We start from the raw sequence: 14,716 nt of genomic DNA on the forward strand, positions 1-14,716 counted from the left end.
CGCCATGAACATCCAGGGACAAGCCGCACTCGTGACCGGCGGCGCATCCGGCCTCGGCGAAGCCACGGCGCGCGAGCTCGCGCGGCTCGGCGCCAAGGTCGCGGTGCTCGACGTCAATGCCGGCCTGGCGGAGAAGGTCGCCGCCGACATCGGCGGCGTCGCCTGCGTCTGCGACATCACCGACACCGACAGCGTCAACGCCGCGCTCGACAAGGCCGAGGCCGCGCACGGTGCGGCCCGCATCCTCATGAACGTGGCCGGCATCGGCAGCGCCAAGCGGATCGTCGGCAAGGACGGCAGCGCCGCGCCGCTCGAGGACTTCGTGCGGGTGGTCAACATCAACCTGATCGGTGCCTACAACGTCAGCCGCCTCTATGCGGCGCGCTGCGCCAGGCTGGACCCGAACGAAGGCGGCGAGCGCGGCGTGATGTTGTTCACCGCCTCGGTCGCGGCCTTCGACGGCCAGGTCGGCCAGCAGGCCTACAGCGCCTCGAAGGGCGGGCTGGTGGGCATGACGCTACCGATGGCGCGCGACCTCGCGCAGCACGGCATCCGCGTCTGCACGATCGCGCCGGGCCTGTTCGCGACGCCGCTGCTGAAGACCCTGCCGGAGCCGATCCAGCAGTCGCTGGCCGCCTCGATCCCGTTCCCGCCGCGGCTGGGCGATCCGGCTGAGTTCGCCGCGCTGGCCTGCCACATCGTCACCAACGGTCACCTCAACGGCGAGGTGATCCGCCTCGACGGCGCCCTGCGCATGGCGCCGCGCTGAGCCGGCCGCCACCCCGTTTCTTCGTTCGCCCCTCCAGGAGACATCATGAACATCAAGAAAAGCATCCTCGCCGCCGCCTTGGCCGCCGGCCTCTTCGGCGCCGCCCATGCCGACCTCACGGTCGGCGTCGTGCTGCCGCTGACCGGCCCGGCCTCGGGCCTGGGCATCCCGGTCAAGAACCAGATCGCGCTGTGGCCCAAGACCATCGCCGGCGAGAACCTCAAGGTCGTGGTGCTCGACGATGCCACCGACCCGACCACGGGCGTCAAGGACACGCAGCGCCTGGTGACCGAGGACAAGGTCGACGTCATCATCGGCTCGGCCGCGACGCCGGTCGCGATCCCGATGGCCGACGTGGCCGCGGAATCGGGCACCGTGCAGCTCGCCGCCTCGCCGGCCGGGCTGCCGCCGGGCAAGGACAAGTGGACCTTCCGGCTGCCGCAGTCCAACGACGTCATGGCCTACGCCGTGGTCCAGCACATGAAGTCGCAGAAGGTCAAGACCATCGGCTTCCTCGGCTACACCGACGCCTACGGCGAACTCTGGCTCAAGGCGCTGACCGCCGAGGCCGAGAAGAACGGCATGAAGGTCGTCGCCACCGAGCGCTTCGGCCGCGCCGACACCAGCGTCACCGCCCAGGTGCTCAAGCTCACCTCGGCCAACCCCGACGCGATCCTGATCGTCGCCTCGGGCAGCGGCGCCGGCATGCCGCAGAAGGCGGTGATGGAGCGCGGCTTCAAGGGCAAGGTCTACCAGACGCACGCCGCCGCCACGCAAGACCTGATGCGCACCGCCGGCAAGGACGCCGAAGGCACCTTCGTCGTCTCCGGCCCGGCCACCGTGGCCGAGCAGCTGCCCGACGCTCACCCGTCGAAGAAGGCGGCGGTCGACTTCGTGCAGCAGTACGAGAAGGCCTATGGCCCGGGCTCGCGCAACCAGTTCGCCGGCCACGGCGCCGATGCGCTGACGGTGCTCGAGAAGGCGGTGCCGATCGCCCTCAAGAAGGGCAAGCCCGGCACGCCGGAATTCCGTGCGGCGCTGCGCGACGCGATGGAGACCATGGGCCGCACTGTGCTCGCGCACGGTGTGTTGAACTGGACGCCCGACAACCACTGGGGCTACACCAACGAGACCGGCGTCATGCTGAAGGTCGTGGGCGGCCAGTTCAAGGTCGAGCAGCCGCAGTAAACGCGCACCCAGCGCCGAAGCCCCGCCATGGATTTTTCAATCGCCAGCATCCTGACGCTGGACGGACTCACGAACGGGGCGATCTACGCGCTGCTGGGCATGGGTATCGTGCTCGTGTTCACGGTCACCCGCGTCATCTTCATTCCGCAGGGCGAGTTCGTCGCCTATGGCGCGCTCACGCTCGCCATCTTCCAGACCGGCAAGGTGCCCGGCACGGTCTGGCTGCTGCTGATCCTCGCCGCCGTGGCGGCGCTCATGGAACTGGTGAGCACCTGGCGCCACCGCGGCCGGGCTGCGCCGGCCCTGGTGGCCGCCGCGCGCATGTTTGTGCTACCGGCAGTGGTCTGCGCCGTGTCGGCGTGGGCGGCGCCGCGCAACCTGCCGCTGGCGGTCCAGGCCTTCCTCACGCTGTGCATCGTCACGGCCTTCGGGCCGCTGGTCTACCGCGTCGCCTACCAGTCGCTCGCCGGCGCCAGTTCGCTGGTGCTGCTGATCGTCTCGGTCGGTGTGCATTTCGCGATGACCGGGCTGGGCCTGCTGTTCTTCGGTGCCGAGGGCTTTCGCAACCCGTCGTTCTGGGACGACCGCTTTGCGGTCGGCCCGCTGAACGTCAACGGGCAGGCCGTGATCATCTTCCTCGCCTCGGCGGCGCTGATCGTGATGCTGTGGCTCTACTTCGAGCGCACCCTCTACGGCAAGGCACTGCGCGCGACGGCCGTGAACCGGCTGGGCGCGCGGCTGATGGGCATCTCCACGCAGGCGGCGGGGCAGCTCACCTTCGCGATGGCGGCGCTGATCGGCGCGCTGTCGGGCCTCTTGATCGGGCCGACCACCACGATCTTCTACGACTCCGGCTTCCTGATCGGCCTCAAGGGCTTCGTTGCCGGCGTGATCGGCGGCCTCGCGAGCTATCCGGGCGCGCTGTTCGGCGCGCTGGCGGTCGGCGTGATCGAGTCCTTCGGCTCGTTCTGGGCCAGCTCGTTCAAGGAGGTGATCGTGTTCACCATCATCCTGCCGGTGCTGCTGTGGCGCTCGCTGACCAGCGCCCACTCGGACGAGGAGCACTGACATGGAAGCCACCTTGAATCCTCCAGCGGCCAAGCCGCCCGCGAAGAGCCGCCTGCGCACCTGGGGCCCGCTGGCGCTGGTGGCGGTGCTCATCGCGCTGCCGCTGCTGCCGCTGCCCAACTTCTGGATCATCCAGCTCAACTACATCGGCATCTACACGCTGCCGGTGCTGGGACTGGTGCTGCTCACCGGCGTCGGCGGGCTGACCTCCTTCGGCCAGGCGGCGTTCGTGGGCATCGGCGCCTACACCACCGCCTACCTGAGCGTGAACTTCGGCCTCTCGCCATGGCTCACCTTGTTCGTCGGCCTGGCGCTGACCGGCCTCAGCGCCGCGGTCATCGGCGGCATCACGCTGCGCATGTCGGGACACTACCTGCCGCTCGCCACCATCGCCTGGGCGCTGGCGCTCTACTACCTGATGGGCAACCTCGAGGCGCTGGGCAAGTACGACGGCATCCTGGGCGTCAAGGGACTTACGCTCTTCGGCCTCGAGGTCGGCCAGCAGCGGGTGTTCTATGCGGTGGTCTGGACTTTCTCGCTGCTCGCCTGCCTCGCGGTGATCCGCCTGCTCGATTCGCGCAGCGGCCGGGCCATCCGGTCGCTCGCGGGCGGCTCGCAGATGGCCGAGGCGATGGGCGTGAACACGCTGCGCTTCAAGGTCGGCATCTTCGTGCTGGCGGCGCTGCTGGCGTCGCTCTCGGGCTGGCTGTTCGCGCATTTCCAGCGCACCGTGAACCCCTCGCCCTTCGGCCTCAAGATGGGCATCGAGTACCTGTTCATGGCGGTGCTCGGGGGCGCGGCCCACGTGTGGGGCGCGATCGCCGGCGCCGGCGTGGTCAAGCTGCTCGAAGACCAGCTGCAGGTGCTGCTGCCCAAGCTGATCGGCACCAGCGGCAGCTACGAGCTGATCGTCTTCGGCATCCTGATCGTGCTGGTGCTCAAGTACCTGCCCGACGGCCTGTGGGACTTCATCGACCGCCGGCTGCCGCGCCCGCAGCGCCCGGTCGACTGGCGCGATGCGCCCGACCTCCCGGCGCGCGCCAAGCCGGCCGCCGGCGAGGTGGTGCTCGACGTGCAGGCGATCCGCAAGACCTTCGGCGGCCTGGTGGCGGTCAACGACATCAGCTTCCAGACCCGGGCCGGCCAGGTGGTCGGCCTGATCGGGCCCAACGGCGCCGGCAAGTCGACCACCTTCAATCTGGTCACCGGCGTGCTGGGCCTGAGCGGCGGCGCCGTGCGCTTTCGCGGCGAGGCGATCGGCGGGCTGTCGTCGCGTGCCATCGCCGAGCGCGGCGTCTCGCGCACCTTCCAGCACGTGAAGATGGTGCCCGACATGACGGTGCTCGAGAACGTCGCGCTCGGCGCCCACCTGCGCGGCCGCAAGGGTGCGATCGCCGCCATGCTCCACACCGACCGCGCCGAGGAGCGCGAGCTGCTGCGCGAGGCCGAGCGCCAGCTGCAGCGCGTGGGCATGGGCGACTGGGTGCACGAGCTGGCCGGCAACCTGGCGATGGGCCAGCAGCGGCTGCTGGAGATCGCGCGCGCCCTGTGCGCCGACCCGGCCCTGCTGCTGCTCGACGAGCCGGCCGCCGGCCTGCGCCACAAGGAAAAGCAGGCGCTCGCCGACGTGCTGCGCAGCCTGCGCGCATCGGGCATGAGCATCCTGCTGGTCGAACACGACATGGACCTGGTGATGGACATCTGCGACCACATCGTGGTGATGGAATTCGGCACCCATTTGATGGAGGGCACGCCGGCCGAGGTGCAGCAAAGCCCGAAGGTGCGCGCCGCCTACCTTGGGACCGAACACTGACATGAGCACTCCCCTCCTCCGAATCCACGACCTGCGGGCCGGCTACGGCCGTGCCGAAGTGCTGCACGGCATCGACCTGCAGGCGGGCGAAGGCAGCGTCGTGACCGTGATCGGCCCCAATGGCGCCGGCAAGTCGACCCTGCTCAATGCGCTGATGGGCGTACTGCCCGCCAAGGGCGGCATCGAGTTCCGCGGCCAGCCGATCGGCGGCCTGTCGCTCGAGGAGCGCGTGATGCTCGGCATCGCGCTGGTGCCCGAAAAGCGCGAGCTGTTCGCCACCATGCCGGTCGAGGACAACCTGGTGCTCGGCGCGTTCCGGCAGGTGCGGCTGCGCAACCGCGATTGGCGCGACCAGATCGAGCAGGTCTACACGCTGTTCCCGCGCCTGAAGGAACGCCGGACGCAGCTGGCCGGCACGCTGTCGGGCGGCGAGCGCCAGATGCTGGCGGTCGGCCGGGCGCTGATGTCGCGGCCCACGCTGCTGATGCTCGACGAGCCCAGCCTCGGGCTCGCGCCCCTGGTGGTGCAGGAGATCTTCCGCACCGTGAGCGCGCTGCGCGCCACCGGCGTGACGATCCTGCTGGTCGAGCAGAATGCGCGCGCGGCCCTCGAAGTCGCCGACCACGGCTACGTGCTCGAGATGGGCAGCGTCAGCGCCGAAGGCGAGGCCCGCCAGCTGGCCGGCGATTCGCGCGTGATCGATACCTACCTGGGCGCGGCCCGGGCCTGAGCGACCGGCAATCAGGAGACACGATGAAGACCCCCTCACGCAGCCATCTCCAGCTCGGCGCCGTGGCGCTGGCCGGCGCTTCCCTGCTCGCCGCCTGTGCCGGTGTCGGCCGGACTGCGCCGACCGCGCCGCTGGCCGCGGCCCGGCCCGGCACGCTGCTGTCATGCAGCGCGCTCGCGGCCAGCGCGGCGCCGCCCGGCACCTTGTACACCCAGGCCGTGGCGGTGCCGGCCGGCACGGTCGCGCTGGGCAACGCCAGCGTGCCGGTTCCGGCCCACTGCCTGGTCCAGGGCCGCATGAACGAGCGCATCGGACCGGTCGACGGCAAGCGCTACGCGATCGGCTTCGAGATGCGGCTGCCGGTGGCCTGGAACGGCCGCTTCTTCTACCAGGCCAACGGCGGCCTCGACGGCGTGGTTGTGCCGGCGGTCGGCGGCATCGGCGGCGGTGCGCCAGTGACCAACGCCCTGCAGATGGGCTTCGCGGTGATCAGTTCCGATGCCGGCCATCCCGGCGCGCTCGGGCCCGCCTTCGGCCTCGATCCGCAGGCCCGGCTCGACTACGGCTACAACGCGGTCGCGCAGCTCACGCCGATGGCCACGAACCTGATCGCCCAGGCCTACGGCCGCGGCCCCGACAGATCCTATTTCGGCGGCTGCTCCAACGGCGGCCGGCACGCGATGGTGGCCGCCGCACGCGCGTCCAGCCAGTACGACGGCATCCTCGCGGGCGACCCCGGCTACAACCTGCCGCGCGCCGCGGTGGCGCAGCTCTATGGCGCCCAGCAGTACGCCAAGGTGGCGACCGCGGCCACGCCCGCAGGCCTGCCGGACCTTCAAAGCGCTTTCACGCCGGCCGAACTGCAGCTGGTGTCCGACCGCGTGCTGGCGCGCTGCGACGCGCTCGACGGCCTGGCGGACGGCATCGTTTCCGACGTCAAGGCCTGCCAGGCGCACTTCGACTTGCAGCGCGACGTGCCGAGCTGCAGCGGCGCGCGCGACGGCCAATGCCTGACGGCGGCGCAGAAGAGCGCGCTCGCCAACGTGTTCACGGGCGCCCGCAACAGCGCCGGCAAGCCGATCTACAGCAGCTTCCCTTTCGACGCCGGAATCGGCGGCAGCAACTGGCGCGAATGGAAGTTCTCGAGCTCCCAGACCCGGGACCCGGGCGCGGTGGGCTTCATCTTCACCTCGGCGCCACTGGCCACGCGGCCCGGCGGGCTGGCCTTCGCGCTCGGCTTCGACATGGACCGGGATGCGCCGCTGATCGACGCCACCGATCCGGTCTATCGCGAATCGGCGATGGCGTTCATGTCGCCGCCCGACGCCGCGAAGCTGACGGCCCTGCGCGACCGCGGCGGCAAGCTGATCGTCTACCACGGCACCAGCGACCCCGTGTTCTCGTCCGACGACACCGCCGCCTGGTACGAGCGGCTGCAGTCGACCCATGGCGGCGACGCCGCGGCGTTCGCGCGCTACTTCCCGGTCCCGGGCATGAACCACTGCGCGGGCGGCCCCGCCACCGACCAGTTCGACATGCTGAGCGCGCTGGTCGACTGGGTCGAGCAAGGCCGGGCGCCCGAGTCGGTGGTGGCGAGCGCGCGCGGCCCCGGCACGCCGAGCGTCAACCCCGAAGTACCGACCAGCTGGTCGGCCCGGCGCACGCGTCCGCTGTGCCCCTACCCGCAGGTCGCTGTCTACACCGGCGGCGACACCGAATCCGCGGCCAGCTTCGCCTGCCGCGCGCCTTGAGATCCCCGCGATGACGACCTACAGCCCCCGCCCCGACGACGTCCGCTTCCTGCTGAACACCGTCCTCGGCGCACCTGCGCGCTTGGGCGCCCTGGCACCGTTCGCGGAGGTCGACGATGCGCTGCAGGCCCAGGTGCTCGACGAGGCCGGCAAGTTCGTGGCCGAAGTGATCGCGCCGCCGAACCGCGACGGCGACGAGATCGGCTGCCGCTTCGTGAATGGCGAGGTGCTCGCGCCGCCGGGCTTCCGCGACGCTTACCGGGCCTTCGTCGACGGCGGCTGGCCCGCCCTGTCGGCAGCGCCCGAGGATGGCGGCCAGGGCCTGCCCGCGGTGCTCGAGGCGGTGCTGTACGAATGGCTCAGTGCCGCCAACCATGGGCTCACGATGGCGCCCGGTCTGCTGCACGGCGCCTACGAATGCCTCCGGCACCACGGCAGCGACGAACTCAAGCAACGCTACCTGTCGAAGATCGCCACCGGCGAGTGGCTGGCCACCATGTGCCTGACCGAAGCCCACGCCGGCAGCGACCTGGGCCAGGTGCGCACCCGCGCCACGGCGCAGGCCGACGGCAGCTTCCGCGTCGCCGGCGGCAAGGTCTTCATCTCGGGCGGCGAGCACGACCTGACGGACAACATCGTCCACCTGGTGCTGTGCCGCCTGCCCGACGCACCGGCCGGCCCCAAGGGGCTGTCGCTGGTGCTGGTGCCCAAGCGGCTGCCCGACGGCGCGCGCAATGCGGTCCACTGCGAGCGCATCGAAGAGAAGATGGGGCTGCACGGCAGCTCGACCTGCGTGATGCGCTTCGACGATGCCACCGGCTGGCTGATCGGCGAGCCGAACCGCGGGCTGGCAGCGATGTTCGTGATGATGAACGCGGCCCGGCTGCACGTCGCGCTGCAGGGCCTCGGCCTGCTCGACGCCGCCTGGCAGAAGGCCGACGCCTATGCCCACGAACGCCGCCAGATGCGGGCGCCCGGCCCGGCCCCCGCCAGCCGCGGCAGCGAGGCCGCCGACCTGGTGGCCGAGCATCCGGCGATCCGCCGCATCCTCGACACCCAGCGCGCCTGGATCGACGGTGCCCGGCTGATCGCCTACCGGACCGCGGTCCAGCTCGACGTCGCACGCCACGACGCCGACCCCAAGGCCCGCGAGCGGGCGCAGCGCTGGTGCGCGCTGGTCACACCGGTGCTCAAGGCGGCCTGCACGCAGCAGGCCTTCCATGGCGCCAGCGAATGCCTGCAGGTGTTCGGCGGCCATGGCTACGTGCGCGAATGGGGCATCGAGCAGGTGGTGCGCGATGCGCGCGTGACCATGATCTACGAGGGCACCAACGAGATCCAGGCGATCGACCTGCTGGTGCGCAAGGTGCTGGCCGACGGCGGCGCCGGCATGTCGGCCCTGCTGGTCGAGGTGCGCGACGAGCTCGAGGCCTCGCGCGACATCGACGCCGACGCGCAGCGGCGGCTGGCACAGCTGCGCTACCTCACGACCACGCTGGCGATGGCCGCGGCGGCCGAGCCGGCCTTGCCCTACGAGGTGGCGGACGACTACCTGCGCGTGGTGATGATCGCGCTGCTGGCATGGGCCTGGGCCCGGATCGGCCGGGAAGCGCCTCAGGACGCCCGCTGGGCGGCGCCCGAGGCGGCCTTCCGCCGCTGGGTGCTGCCCGAGTTCGAGATGCGGCTCGGCATCGTCAAGCGGGCCTGCGAAGCCGTCACCGCGCAGCGCGCGCCGGCCTGATCGGCAGGACGCAGGCCGCCAAGCCGGTTACGCTTGCACCATGGCAGTTTCGCGCAAGAAAACCCCTTCCGTCACGCACGGCCCGGCACCGCGCCCCGACCGCCTCGACACCCGCGTGCTGGAGACCTTCGTCGGCTACAACGCACGTCGCGCCTGGCTGGTCGTGACCGAGGTCTTCGCCGAACGCATGGCGCCCTACGGACTCAAGCAGGTCGATTTCTCGGTGCTGTCGCTGCTGGCGCACAACCCTGGCGCGACTTCCCGCCAGCTGTGCTCGACGCTCGACATCCTGCCGCCCAATCTGGTGAGCCTGATCGCCTCGATGGACAGCCGCGGCCTGATCGAACGCCGGCCGCATCCGCACGACGGCCGTGCGATCGGCCTGCACCTGACGCCGGCCGGCGAACAGCTGGTGCGCGAGGCCGAACAGACCGTGATGCAGCTCGAGGCCGACACCAGCGCCCGCCTCACGCAGCGCGAGCGCGAGACGCTGATCAGGCTGCTGCAGAAAATCTATCACTGAACTTTGCGGGACAGCTGCGGCAGATCACCAGAACTTCCACCAGGGCGCCGTGGCGCGCGAGGCCTCGGGCACCAGGATCTGCAGGCCTGAATCGCGGATCCGGCGGCGCTGCTCGGCTTCGAGGGCCCGGGCCATGCGATGCGCCAGCTGGTCGCCCTGCATCGCACGCATGCGCCACTCGGTCGCGAGGCTCTGGAGTTCCTCGTCCTGCAGGGTGCCGGGTGCGGTCGACGGTTCGGACATGCCGAAATTCTGCCCATCGCGCGCGGGGTCGGCAATCGTAGAGGTTTGCCTTACATCAGGCCAGGAAGCCATCCCAGCTGAGCTTGAGGCCCGTCAGCAGCATGCCGAGGTAGACGAAGCGGTAGAACCAGACCGGATCGATGCGGCGCGCGATGCGAATGCCCACCCACACGCCCAGCGGCGCGATCGGCAGCAGCACCACCGAGGTCGCCATGTTGCGCCAGTCGAGCAGGCCCAGCCAGGCATAGGGCACCCATTTGCTCAGGTTCACGACGAAGAAGAAGTAGGCCATCGTCGCCGTGTAGACCACCGGCGTGAGCCGCAGCGGAATCACGTAGGCGTTGACCGGCGGGCCGCCGGCATGGGCGATGAAGCTGGTGAAGCCGCTGATGGTGCTCAGCAGCGCGCCGCCCAGCTTCGAAGGCATGGGATCGTTCGGGCGCGGCGGGAACAGCAGGCGCTGGGCCAGGAACAGCAGCGTGAAGACGCCGACGATGCCCGCCACCGTGTGCGCCGGCAGCGCCTTGAAGAGCAAGGCCCCGATCACGGTCCCCAGCAGCCCGCACGGAATGAGGAAGCGCAGCAGCCGCGGATCGAAGTCGCGGCGGAAGGCCGCCAGGCCCAGCAGGTCCATCAGCAGCAGCACCGGCATCAGGATGGCGGCGGCCTGCGGCACGGTGACCACCAGCGCCATGAAGGGGACTGCGAGGGAGCCGAAGCCGGCGCCGAAGCCGCTCTTGCTGACGCCGAGCAGCAGCACGCCGGGGACGGCGACCGCATAGAACTGCGGGTCGGTGATGATCGGGAAATTCAAGTCGAGGGGGAGAGTCGGGTGCGTGAGCGCTACATTGTCCACGCAGCAAGCTCCCGACGCCCGCCATGAAGATCCTCGACGCCGACCAGACCCGCCGCCAACTCGACTTCGCGCGCCTGGTGCCGGCCCTGCACCAGGCCTTCGCCAGCGAAGCGACGGTGCCGCCGCGCCATGTGCATCAGGTCGCCGCGGGCGACGACCGCGGCACCGTGCTGATCATGCCGGCCTGGAGCGAGGCCGGCTTCCTCGGCATCAAGACGATCAACATCTTTCCGGGCAACGGCACGCGCGGCCTGCCGGGGCTGCACGCGACCTACGTGCTCTACGACGCCCACACGGGCGTGCCGCTGGCGCAGCTCGACGGCAACGAGATCACCGCCCACCGGACCGCGGCCGCCTCGGCGCTGGGCGCGGCCTTTCTCGCCCGCGAGGAGGCTTCGAGGCTGCTGGTGCTGGGCACCGGCCGGGTGGCGCGCCTGCTGCCGGCGGCCCACGCGAGCGTGCGGCCGATCCGCGAAGTCCGGGTATGGAACCACCGCCCCGAAGGCGCGCAGGCCCTGGCCGCGGAATGGCGCCAAGCGGGCTGGGACGCGCAGCCGGTCGACGATCTCGCGGCGGCCGTGGCGGCCGCCGACATCGTCAGCTGCGCGACGCTCGCGACCGCGCCGCTGGTGCGCGGCGAATGGCTGGCGCCGGGCAGCCATCTCGACCTGATCGGCAGCTTCACGCCGGCGATGAAAGAGGCCGATGCGGCCTGCTTTGCCGGCGCCCGCGTCTACGTCGACACCGACGAGGCCCCGACCAAGGCCGGCGACCTGCTCGACGCCATCGCCGCCGGCGCGGTGTCGCTGGCGACCATCCAGGGCACGCTGGCGCAGCTGTGCCGGGGTGAGCGGCAGGGACGCCGCGCGGCCGCCGAGCGCACCGTCTTCAAGGCCGTCGGCAGCGCGCTGGAAGACCTCGCCGCCGCGACACTCGTCTGGCAGGCTTAGTAGTGCGAACAGGCCCTAATCGAGGCTGGCGCCCGATTCCTTCACGACCTTGCCCCACTTGAGCGTCTCGCTCTCGATGAAGGCCGCGAACTGCTCCGGCTTCTCGCCATGGGGCTCGGCGCCCTGCTCGGCCAGCTTCTTCTTCACTTCCGGATCGGCCAGTGCCTTGAGGATGGACGCATTGAGCTTGGCGACCACCGGCGCAGGCGTGCCCGCGGGGGCCAGCAGGCCGAACCACGAGGTGGCTTCGTAGCCCGGCACGCCGGCTTCGGCGATGGTCGGCACGTCGGGCAGCGCCGGCGAGCGCTTGGCCGTGGTCACGGCCAGGGCGCGCAGCTTGCCGCCCTTCACGTGCGGAATGGCCGAAGGCATGTTGTCGAACATGATCGCGATCTGGCCGCCGAGCAGATCCGACACCGCGGGCGCGCTGCCGCGGTACGGCACGTGCTGCATGTCGACGCCGGCCATCTGCTTGAAGAGCTCGCCCGACAGGTGGATGGAGCTGCCGTTGCCCGACGAACCGAAGTTGATCTTGCCCGGGTTGGCCTTGGCGTAGGCGATCATTTCCTTCACGTTCTTGAAGGGCTGTGACGGATTGGCCACCAGCAGGTTCGGCACCATGGCCACGCGCGTGAGCGGCGCGAAGTCCTTGATCGGATCGAAGGGCATCTTCTTGTAGAGGCTTTGGTTGATCGCGTGCGTGCCCACGGTGCCCATGAACAGCGTGTAGCCGTCGGCCGGCGAGCGTGCCGCCGCCTGGCCGCCGATGTTGCCGCCGGCGCCGGCCCGGTTGTCCACCACGACCGGCTGGCCGAGATCGCGGCTCATGTACAGGCCGACCACGCGGGCCAGGATGTCGGTGGTGCCACCGGCCGAGAACGGCACGATGATCGTGATGGGCTTGCTGGGGAACGCGGCCTGGGCGCTGGCGGCCAGAGGCGACAGCGCCAGGACGGCGGTGGCCGCGGCGGCCATGGCGAAGCTGCGGCGCTTGAGCGCGGCGTCGGAAGGGAAACGGGACATGGGGAACCTTGGAGAACTGGGAAAAAGAAGAATCGAGAGGGACGGCGTCCGGATCAGACCGGTGCGACGCCCAGCGTGGTGCCGCCGCACACGTACAGCACCTGGCCGGTGACGAATCCGTTGTCGGGCGACAGGAAGAACATCGTGGCGCGGGCCACGTCGTCCGCGGTGCCGAGCCGCTTCACGACGATGCTGTCGATGATGCGGCGGGTCTGCGGTGCGCCTTCGGGGTTGCTCTGGCGGAACAGCTCGGTCGCGATCGGACCGGGCGCCACCGCATTGACCGTGATGCCGTCGCCGCCAAGCTCCATGGCGAGCGTGCGCGTGAGGCCGATCATGCCGGCCTTGGTGGCCGAGTAGACGATGCGCTCGGGCTTGCCCAGCGCCGCACGCGACGACACGTTCACGATCCGGCCCCGGCCCGAGGCGCGCAGCGCCGGCAGCGCCGCCTGGATCAGGATCATGCTGGCCTTGAAGTGCAGGCCGACGACGTAGTCGAGGTCGGCCATGGAGGCCGTGTCGATCGTGCCGGGCCGCGTCGCGCCCGCGTTGTTGACCAGCGCCGTCACGGCATAGGCCGACGTGATTTCGTGCGCCACCGCCTGCGTCTGCGCTTCCTGCGTCAGGTCGGCCTGGAAGGACACGAGACGCTCGTGGCCCCAGTCGGGCTTCTTGTAGTCGAGATTGACGACCGTGCGTCCTTGTGCGAGCAGTGCCTCGCAGGTGGCCCGGCCAATGCCGGAGCTGCCGCCCGTGACCAGGGCGGCTTCTTGTTGACTCATCTTGCTTCCAGAACTTTCAATGCGGGCCGCGCGAGGGCGGCCCCGGAGGCGAACGCGCTCAGACGCGTTCGAGAATCAGCGCGATGCCCTGGCCGACGCCGATGCACATCGTGCACAGCGCATAGCGGCCGCCGCTCTTGTGCAGCTGGTTGATCGCGGTGGTGGCCAGGCGCGCACCGCTGGCGCCCAGCGGATGGCCCAGTGCGATCGCGCCGCCGTTGATGTTGACGCGCGCGTCGTCGTCCTTGAGCCCGAGCAGGCGCAGCACGGCCAGTCCCTGGGCGGCGAAGGCCTCGTTGAGCTCGATGACGTCGATCTGGTCGAGCTTCAGGCCGGTGAGCTGCAGCACCTTCTGCGTCGCCGGCGCCGGGCCGATGCCCATGATGCGCGGCGCCACGCCGGCGGTCGCCATGCCGACCACGCGGGCGCGCGGCGTCAGGCCGTGCTTGGCGGCGCTGGCTTCATCCGCCAGCAGCAGCGCCACCGCACCGTCGTTGACGCCGCTGGCATTGCCGGCGGTGACGGTGCCGTCGGGGCGCACCACGCCCTTGAGCTTGGCCAGCGCCTCGAGGCTGGTCTCGCGCGGATGCTCGTCCTTGTTGACGATGACCGGGTCGCCCTTCTTCTGCGCCACGCTGACCGGCACGATCTCGCTGTCGAAGAAGCCCGACTTCTGGGCCGCCACGGCGCGCTGCTGCGACGCCAGCGCCATGCGGTCTTGCGCCTCGCGCTCGATCTTGTAGTCGGTGGCGACGTTCTCGGCGGTCTCGGGCATCGAGTCGACGCCGTACTGCGCCTTCATGAGCTTGTTGACGAAGCGCCAGCCGATGGTGGTGTCGTAGACCGCGTTGTTGCGGCTGAAGGCGCTTTCGGCCTTGGGCATCACGAAGGGCGCGCGGCTCATGCTCTCGACGCCGCCGGCGATCATCAGGCCGGACTCGCCTGCCTTGATGGCACGCGCCGCCGTGCCCACGGCATCGAGGCCCGAGCCGCACAGGCGGTTGATGGTGCCGCCGCCGACCTCGATCGGCAGGCCGGCCAGCAGCGCGGCCATGCGCGCGACGTTGCGGTTGTCCTCGCCGGCCTGGTTGGCGCAGCCGTAGAGCACGTCGCTGACCGCCTGCCAGTCGACGTTCTTGTTGCGTTCCATCAGGGCCTTGAGCGGCACCGCGCCGAGGTCGTCGGTTCGCACGCTCGAGAGGGCGCCGCCGTAGCGGCCGAAGGGGGTGCGAACGGCGTCGCAGATGAAGGCTTGCTGGCTCATGGTGATGTCTCCGCA

At 70.4% G+C, this 14,716-nt stretch carries 14 protein-coding genes; 9 read left to right on the forward strand and 5 right to left on the reverse strand.

The features are described 5' to 3' along the window. The first annotated feature begins 4 nt into the window (after positions 1–4). The 8 genes from QTI68_RS24910 to QTI68_RS24945 are packed head-to-tail and all read left to right on the forward strand — an operon-like array spanning position 5 to position 9,583. A complete protein-coding gene (locus QTI68_RS24910) occupies positions 5–769 on the forward strand; it encodes an SDR family NAD(P)-dependent oxidoreductase (protein WP_286525411.1) in 765 nt (254 codons plus the stop codon). Positions 770–814: 45 nt separating this feature from the next. After that, complete coding sequence (locus QTI68_RS24915; RefSeq protein WP_286525412.1) at positions 815–1,957, forward strand: ABC transporter substrate-binding protein; 1,143 nt, start codon at positions 815–817, stop codon at positions 1,955–1,957. Between the two features lie 27 nt (positions 1,958–1,984). Continuing rightward, complete coding sequence (locus QTI68_RS24920; protein ID WP_286525414.1) at positions 1,985–3,025, forward strand: branched-chain amino acid ABC transporter permease; 1,041 nt, start codon at positions 1,985–1,987, stop codon at positions 3,023–3,025. Position 3,026: 1 nt separating this feature from the next. Next, complete coding sequence (locus QTI68_RS24925; RefSeq protein ID WP_286525415.1) at positions 3,027–4,838, forward strand: branched-chain amino acid ABC transporter ATP-binding protein/permease; 1,812 nt, start codon at positions 3,027–3,029, stop codon at positions 4,836–4,838. 1 nt (position 4,839) lies between these two features. Continuing rightward, positions 4,840–5,568: an ABC transporter ATP-binding protein gene (locus QTI68_RS24930; protein ID WP_286525416.1), complete on the forward strand. Its 729-nt coding sequence runs from the start codon at positions 4,840–4,842 to the stop codon at positions 5,566–5,568. Between the two features lie 23 nt (positions 5,569–5,591). Further along, on the forward strand, positions 5,592–7,319 hold the full coding sequence (locus QTI68_RS24935; RefSeq protein WP_286525418.1) for a tannase/feruloyl esterase family alpha/beta hydrolase: 1,728 nt from the start codon (positions 5,592–5,594) through the stop codon (positions 7,317–7,319). A 10-nt stretch (positions 7,320–7,329) separates the two neighbouring features. Beyond that, positions 7,330–9,060, forward strand: a complete 1,731-nt coding sequence (locus tag QTI68_RS24940) for an acyl-CoA dehydrogenase family protein (RefSeq protein WP_286525420.1) — start codon at positions 7,330–7,332, stop codon at positions 9,058–9,060. 40 nt (positions 9,061–9,100) lie between these two features. After that, positions 9,101–9,583, forward strand: a complete 483-nt coding sequence (locus tag QTI68_RS24945; protein ID WP_286525422.1) for a MarR family winged helix-turn-helix transcriptional regulator — start codon at positions 9,101–9,103, stop codon at positions 9,581–9,583. A 24-nt stretch (positions 9,584–9,607) separates the two neighbouring features. Here the strand turns inward: QTI68_RS24945 and QTI68_RS24950 are convergent, their stop codons facing one another. Together QTI68_RS24950 and QTI68_RS24955 are read right to left on the reverse strand one after the other, a co-directional pair. Then, positions 9,608–9,826 (reverse strand): hypothetical protein, encoded by a 219-nt coding sequence (locus QTI68_RS24950; RefSeq protein ID WP_286525424.1) that lies wholly within the window; start codon positions 9,824–9,826, stop codon positions 9,608–9,610. Positions 9,827–9,881: 55 nt separating this feature from the next. After that, entirely contained in the window at positions 9,882–10,640 is a 759-nt protein-coding gene (locus tag QTI68_RS24955) for a sulfite exporter TauE/SafE family protein (protein WP_286525582.1), read from the reverse strand. 65 nt (positions 10,641–10,705) lie between these two features. On the opposite strand from QTI68_RS24955, the gene lhpI reads away from it, so the two are divergent. Continuing rightward, positions 10,706–11,632, forward strand: a complete 927-nt coding sequence (gene lhpI / locus QTI68_RS24960; RefSeq protein WP_286525426.1) for a bifunctional Delta(1)-pyrroline-2-carboxylate/Delta(1)-piperideine-2-carboxylate reductase — start codon at positions 10,706–10,708, stop codon at positions 11,630–11,632. Positions 11,633–11,647: 15 nt separating this feature from the next. On the opposite strand, the gene QTI68_RS24965 is transcribed toward lhpI, so the two are convergent. Genes QTI68_RS24965 through pcaF form a run of 3 tightly spaced genes read right to left on the reverse strand, consistent with a single transcriptional unit; the run spans position 11,648 to position 14,701 of the window. Next, on the reverse strand, positions 11,648–12,655 hold the full coding sequence (locus QTI68_RS24965; RefSeq protein WP_286525428.1) for a Bug family tripartite tricarboxylate transporter substrate binding protein: 1,008 nt from the start codon (positions 12,653–12,655) through the stop codon (positions 11,648–11,650). Between the two features lie 53 nt (positions 12,656–12,708). Beyond that, complete coding sequence (locus QTI68_RS24970) at positions 12,709–13,437, reverse strand: SDR family NAD(P)-dependent oxidoreductase (RefSeq protein ID WP_286525429.1); 729 nt, start codon at positions 13,435–13,437, stop codon at positions 12,709–12,711. A 58-nt stretch (positions 13,438–13,495) separates the two neighbouring features. Next, the gene (gene pcaF / locus QTI68_RS24975; protein WP_286525431.1) at positions 13,496–14,701 is read right to left on the reverse strand and encodes a 3-oxoadipyl-CoA thiolase; all 1,206 of its coding nucleotides are present in this window, start codon (positions 14,699–14,701) and stop codon (positions 13,496–13,498) included. Between the last annotated feature and the right edge of the window lie 15 nt (positions 14,702–14,716).

The sequence above is a fragment of the Variovorax sp. J31P207 genome (assembly GCF_030316965.1).
GTDB lineage: Bacteria > Pseudomonadota > Gammaproteobacteria > Burkholderiales > Burkholderiaceae_C > Variovorax > Variovorax ginsengisoli_B.

Coding starts and splice junctions, on each gene's coding strand:
- QTI68_RS24940 (WP_286525420.1), top strand. CDS start 7,330: ATGACGACCTACAGCCCCCGCCCCGACGACGTCCGCTTCCTGCTGAAC.
- QTI68_RS24935 (WP_286525418.1), top strand. CDS start 5,592: ATGAAGACCCCCTCACGCAGCCATCTCCAGCTCGGCGCCGTGGCGCTG.
- QTI68_RS24950 (WP_286525424.1), bottom strand. CDS start 9,826: ATGTCCGAACCGTCGACCGCACCCGGCACCCTGCAGGACGAGGAACTC.
- QTI68_RS24910 (WP_286525411.1), top strand. CDS start 5: ATGAACATCCAGGGACAAGCCGCACTCGTGACCGGCGGCGCATCCGGC.
- lhpI (WP_286525426.1), top strand. CDS start 10,706: ATGAAGATCCTCGACGCCGACCAGACCCGCCGCCAACTCGACTTCGCG.
- QTI68_RS24925 (WP_286525415.1), top strand. CDS start 3,027: ATGGAAGCCACCTTGAATCCTCCAGCGGCCAAGCCGCCCGCGAAGAGC.
- QTI68_RS24965 (WP_286525428.1), bottom strand. CDS start 12,655: ATGTCCCGTTTCCCTTCCGACGCCGCGCTCAAGCGCCGCAGCTTCGCC.
- QTI68_RS24915 (WP_286525412.1), top strand. CDS start 815: ATGAACATCAAGAAAAGCATCCTCGCCGCCGCCTTGGCCGCCGGCCTC.
- QTI68_RS24945 (WP_286525422.1), top strand. CDS start 9,101: ATGGCAGTTTCGCGCAAGAAAACCCCTTCCGTCACGCACGGCCCGGCA.
- QTI68_RS24970 (WP_286525429.1), bottom strand. CDS start 13,437: ATGAGTCAACAAGAAGCCGCCCTGGTCACGGGCGGCAGCTCCGGCATT.
- QTI68_RS24930 (WP_286525416.1), top strand. CDS start 4,840: ATGAGCACTCCCCTCCTCCGAATCCACGACCTGCGGGCCGGCTACGGC.
- QTI68_RS24920 (WP_286525414.1), top strand. CDS start 1,985: ATGGATTTTTCAATCGCCAGCATCCTGACGCTGGACGGACTCACGAAC.
- pcaF (WP_286525431.1), bottom strand. CDS start 14,701: ATGAGCCAGCAAGCCTTCATCTGCGACGCCGTTCGCACCCCCTTCGGC.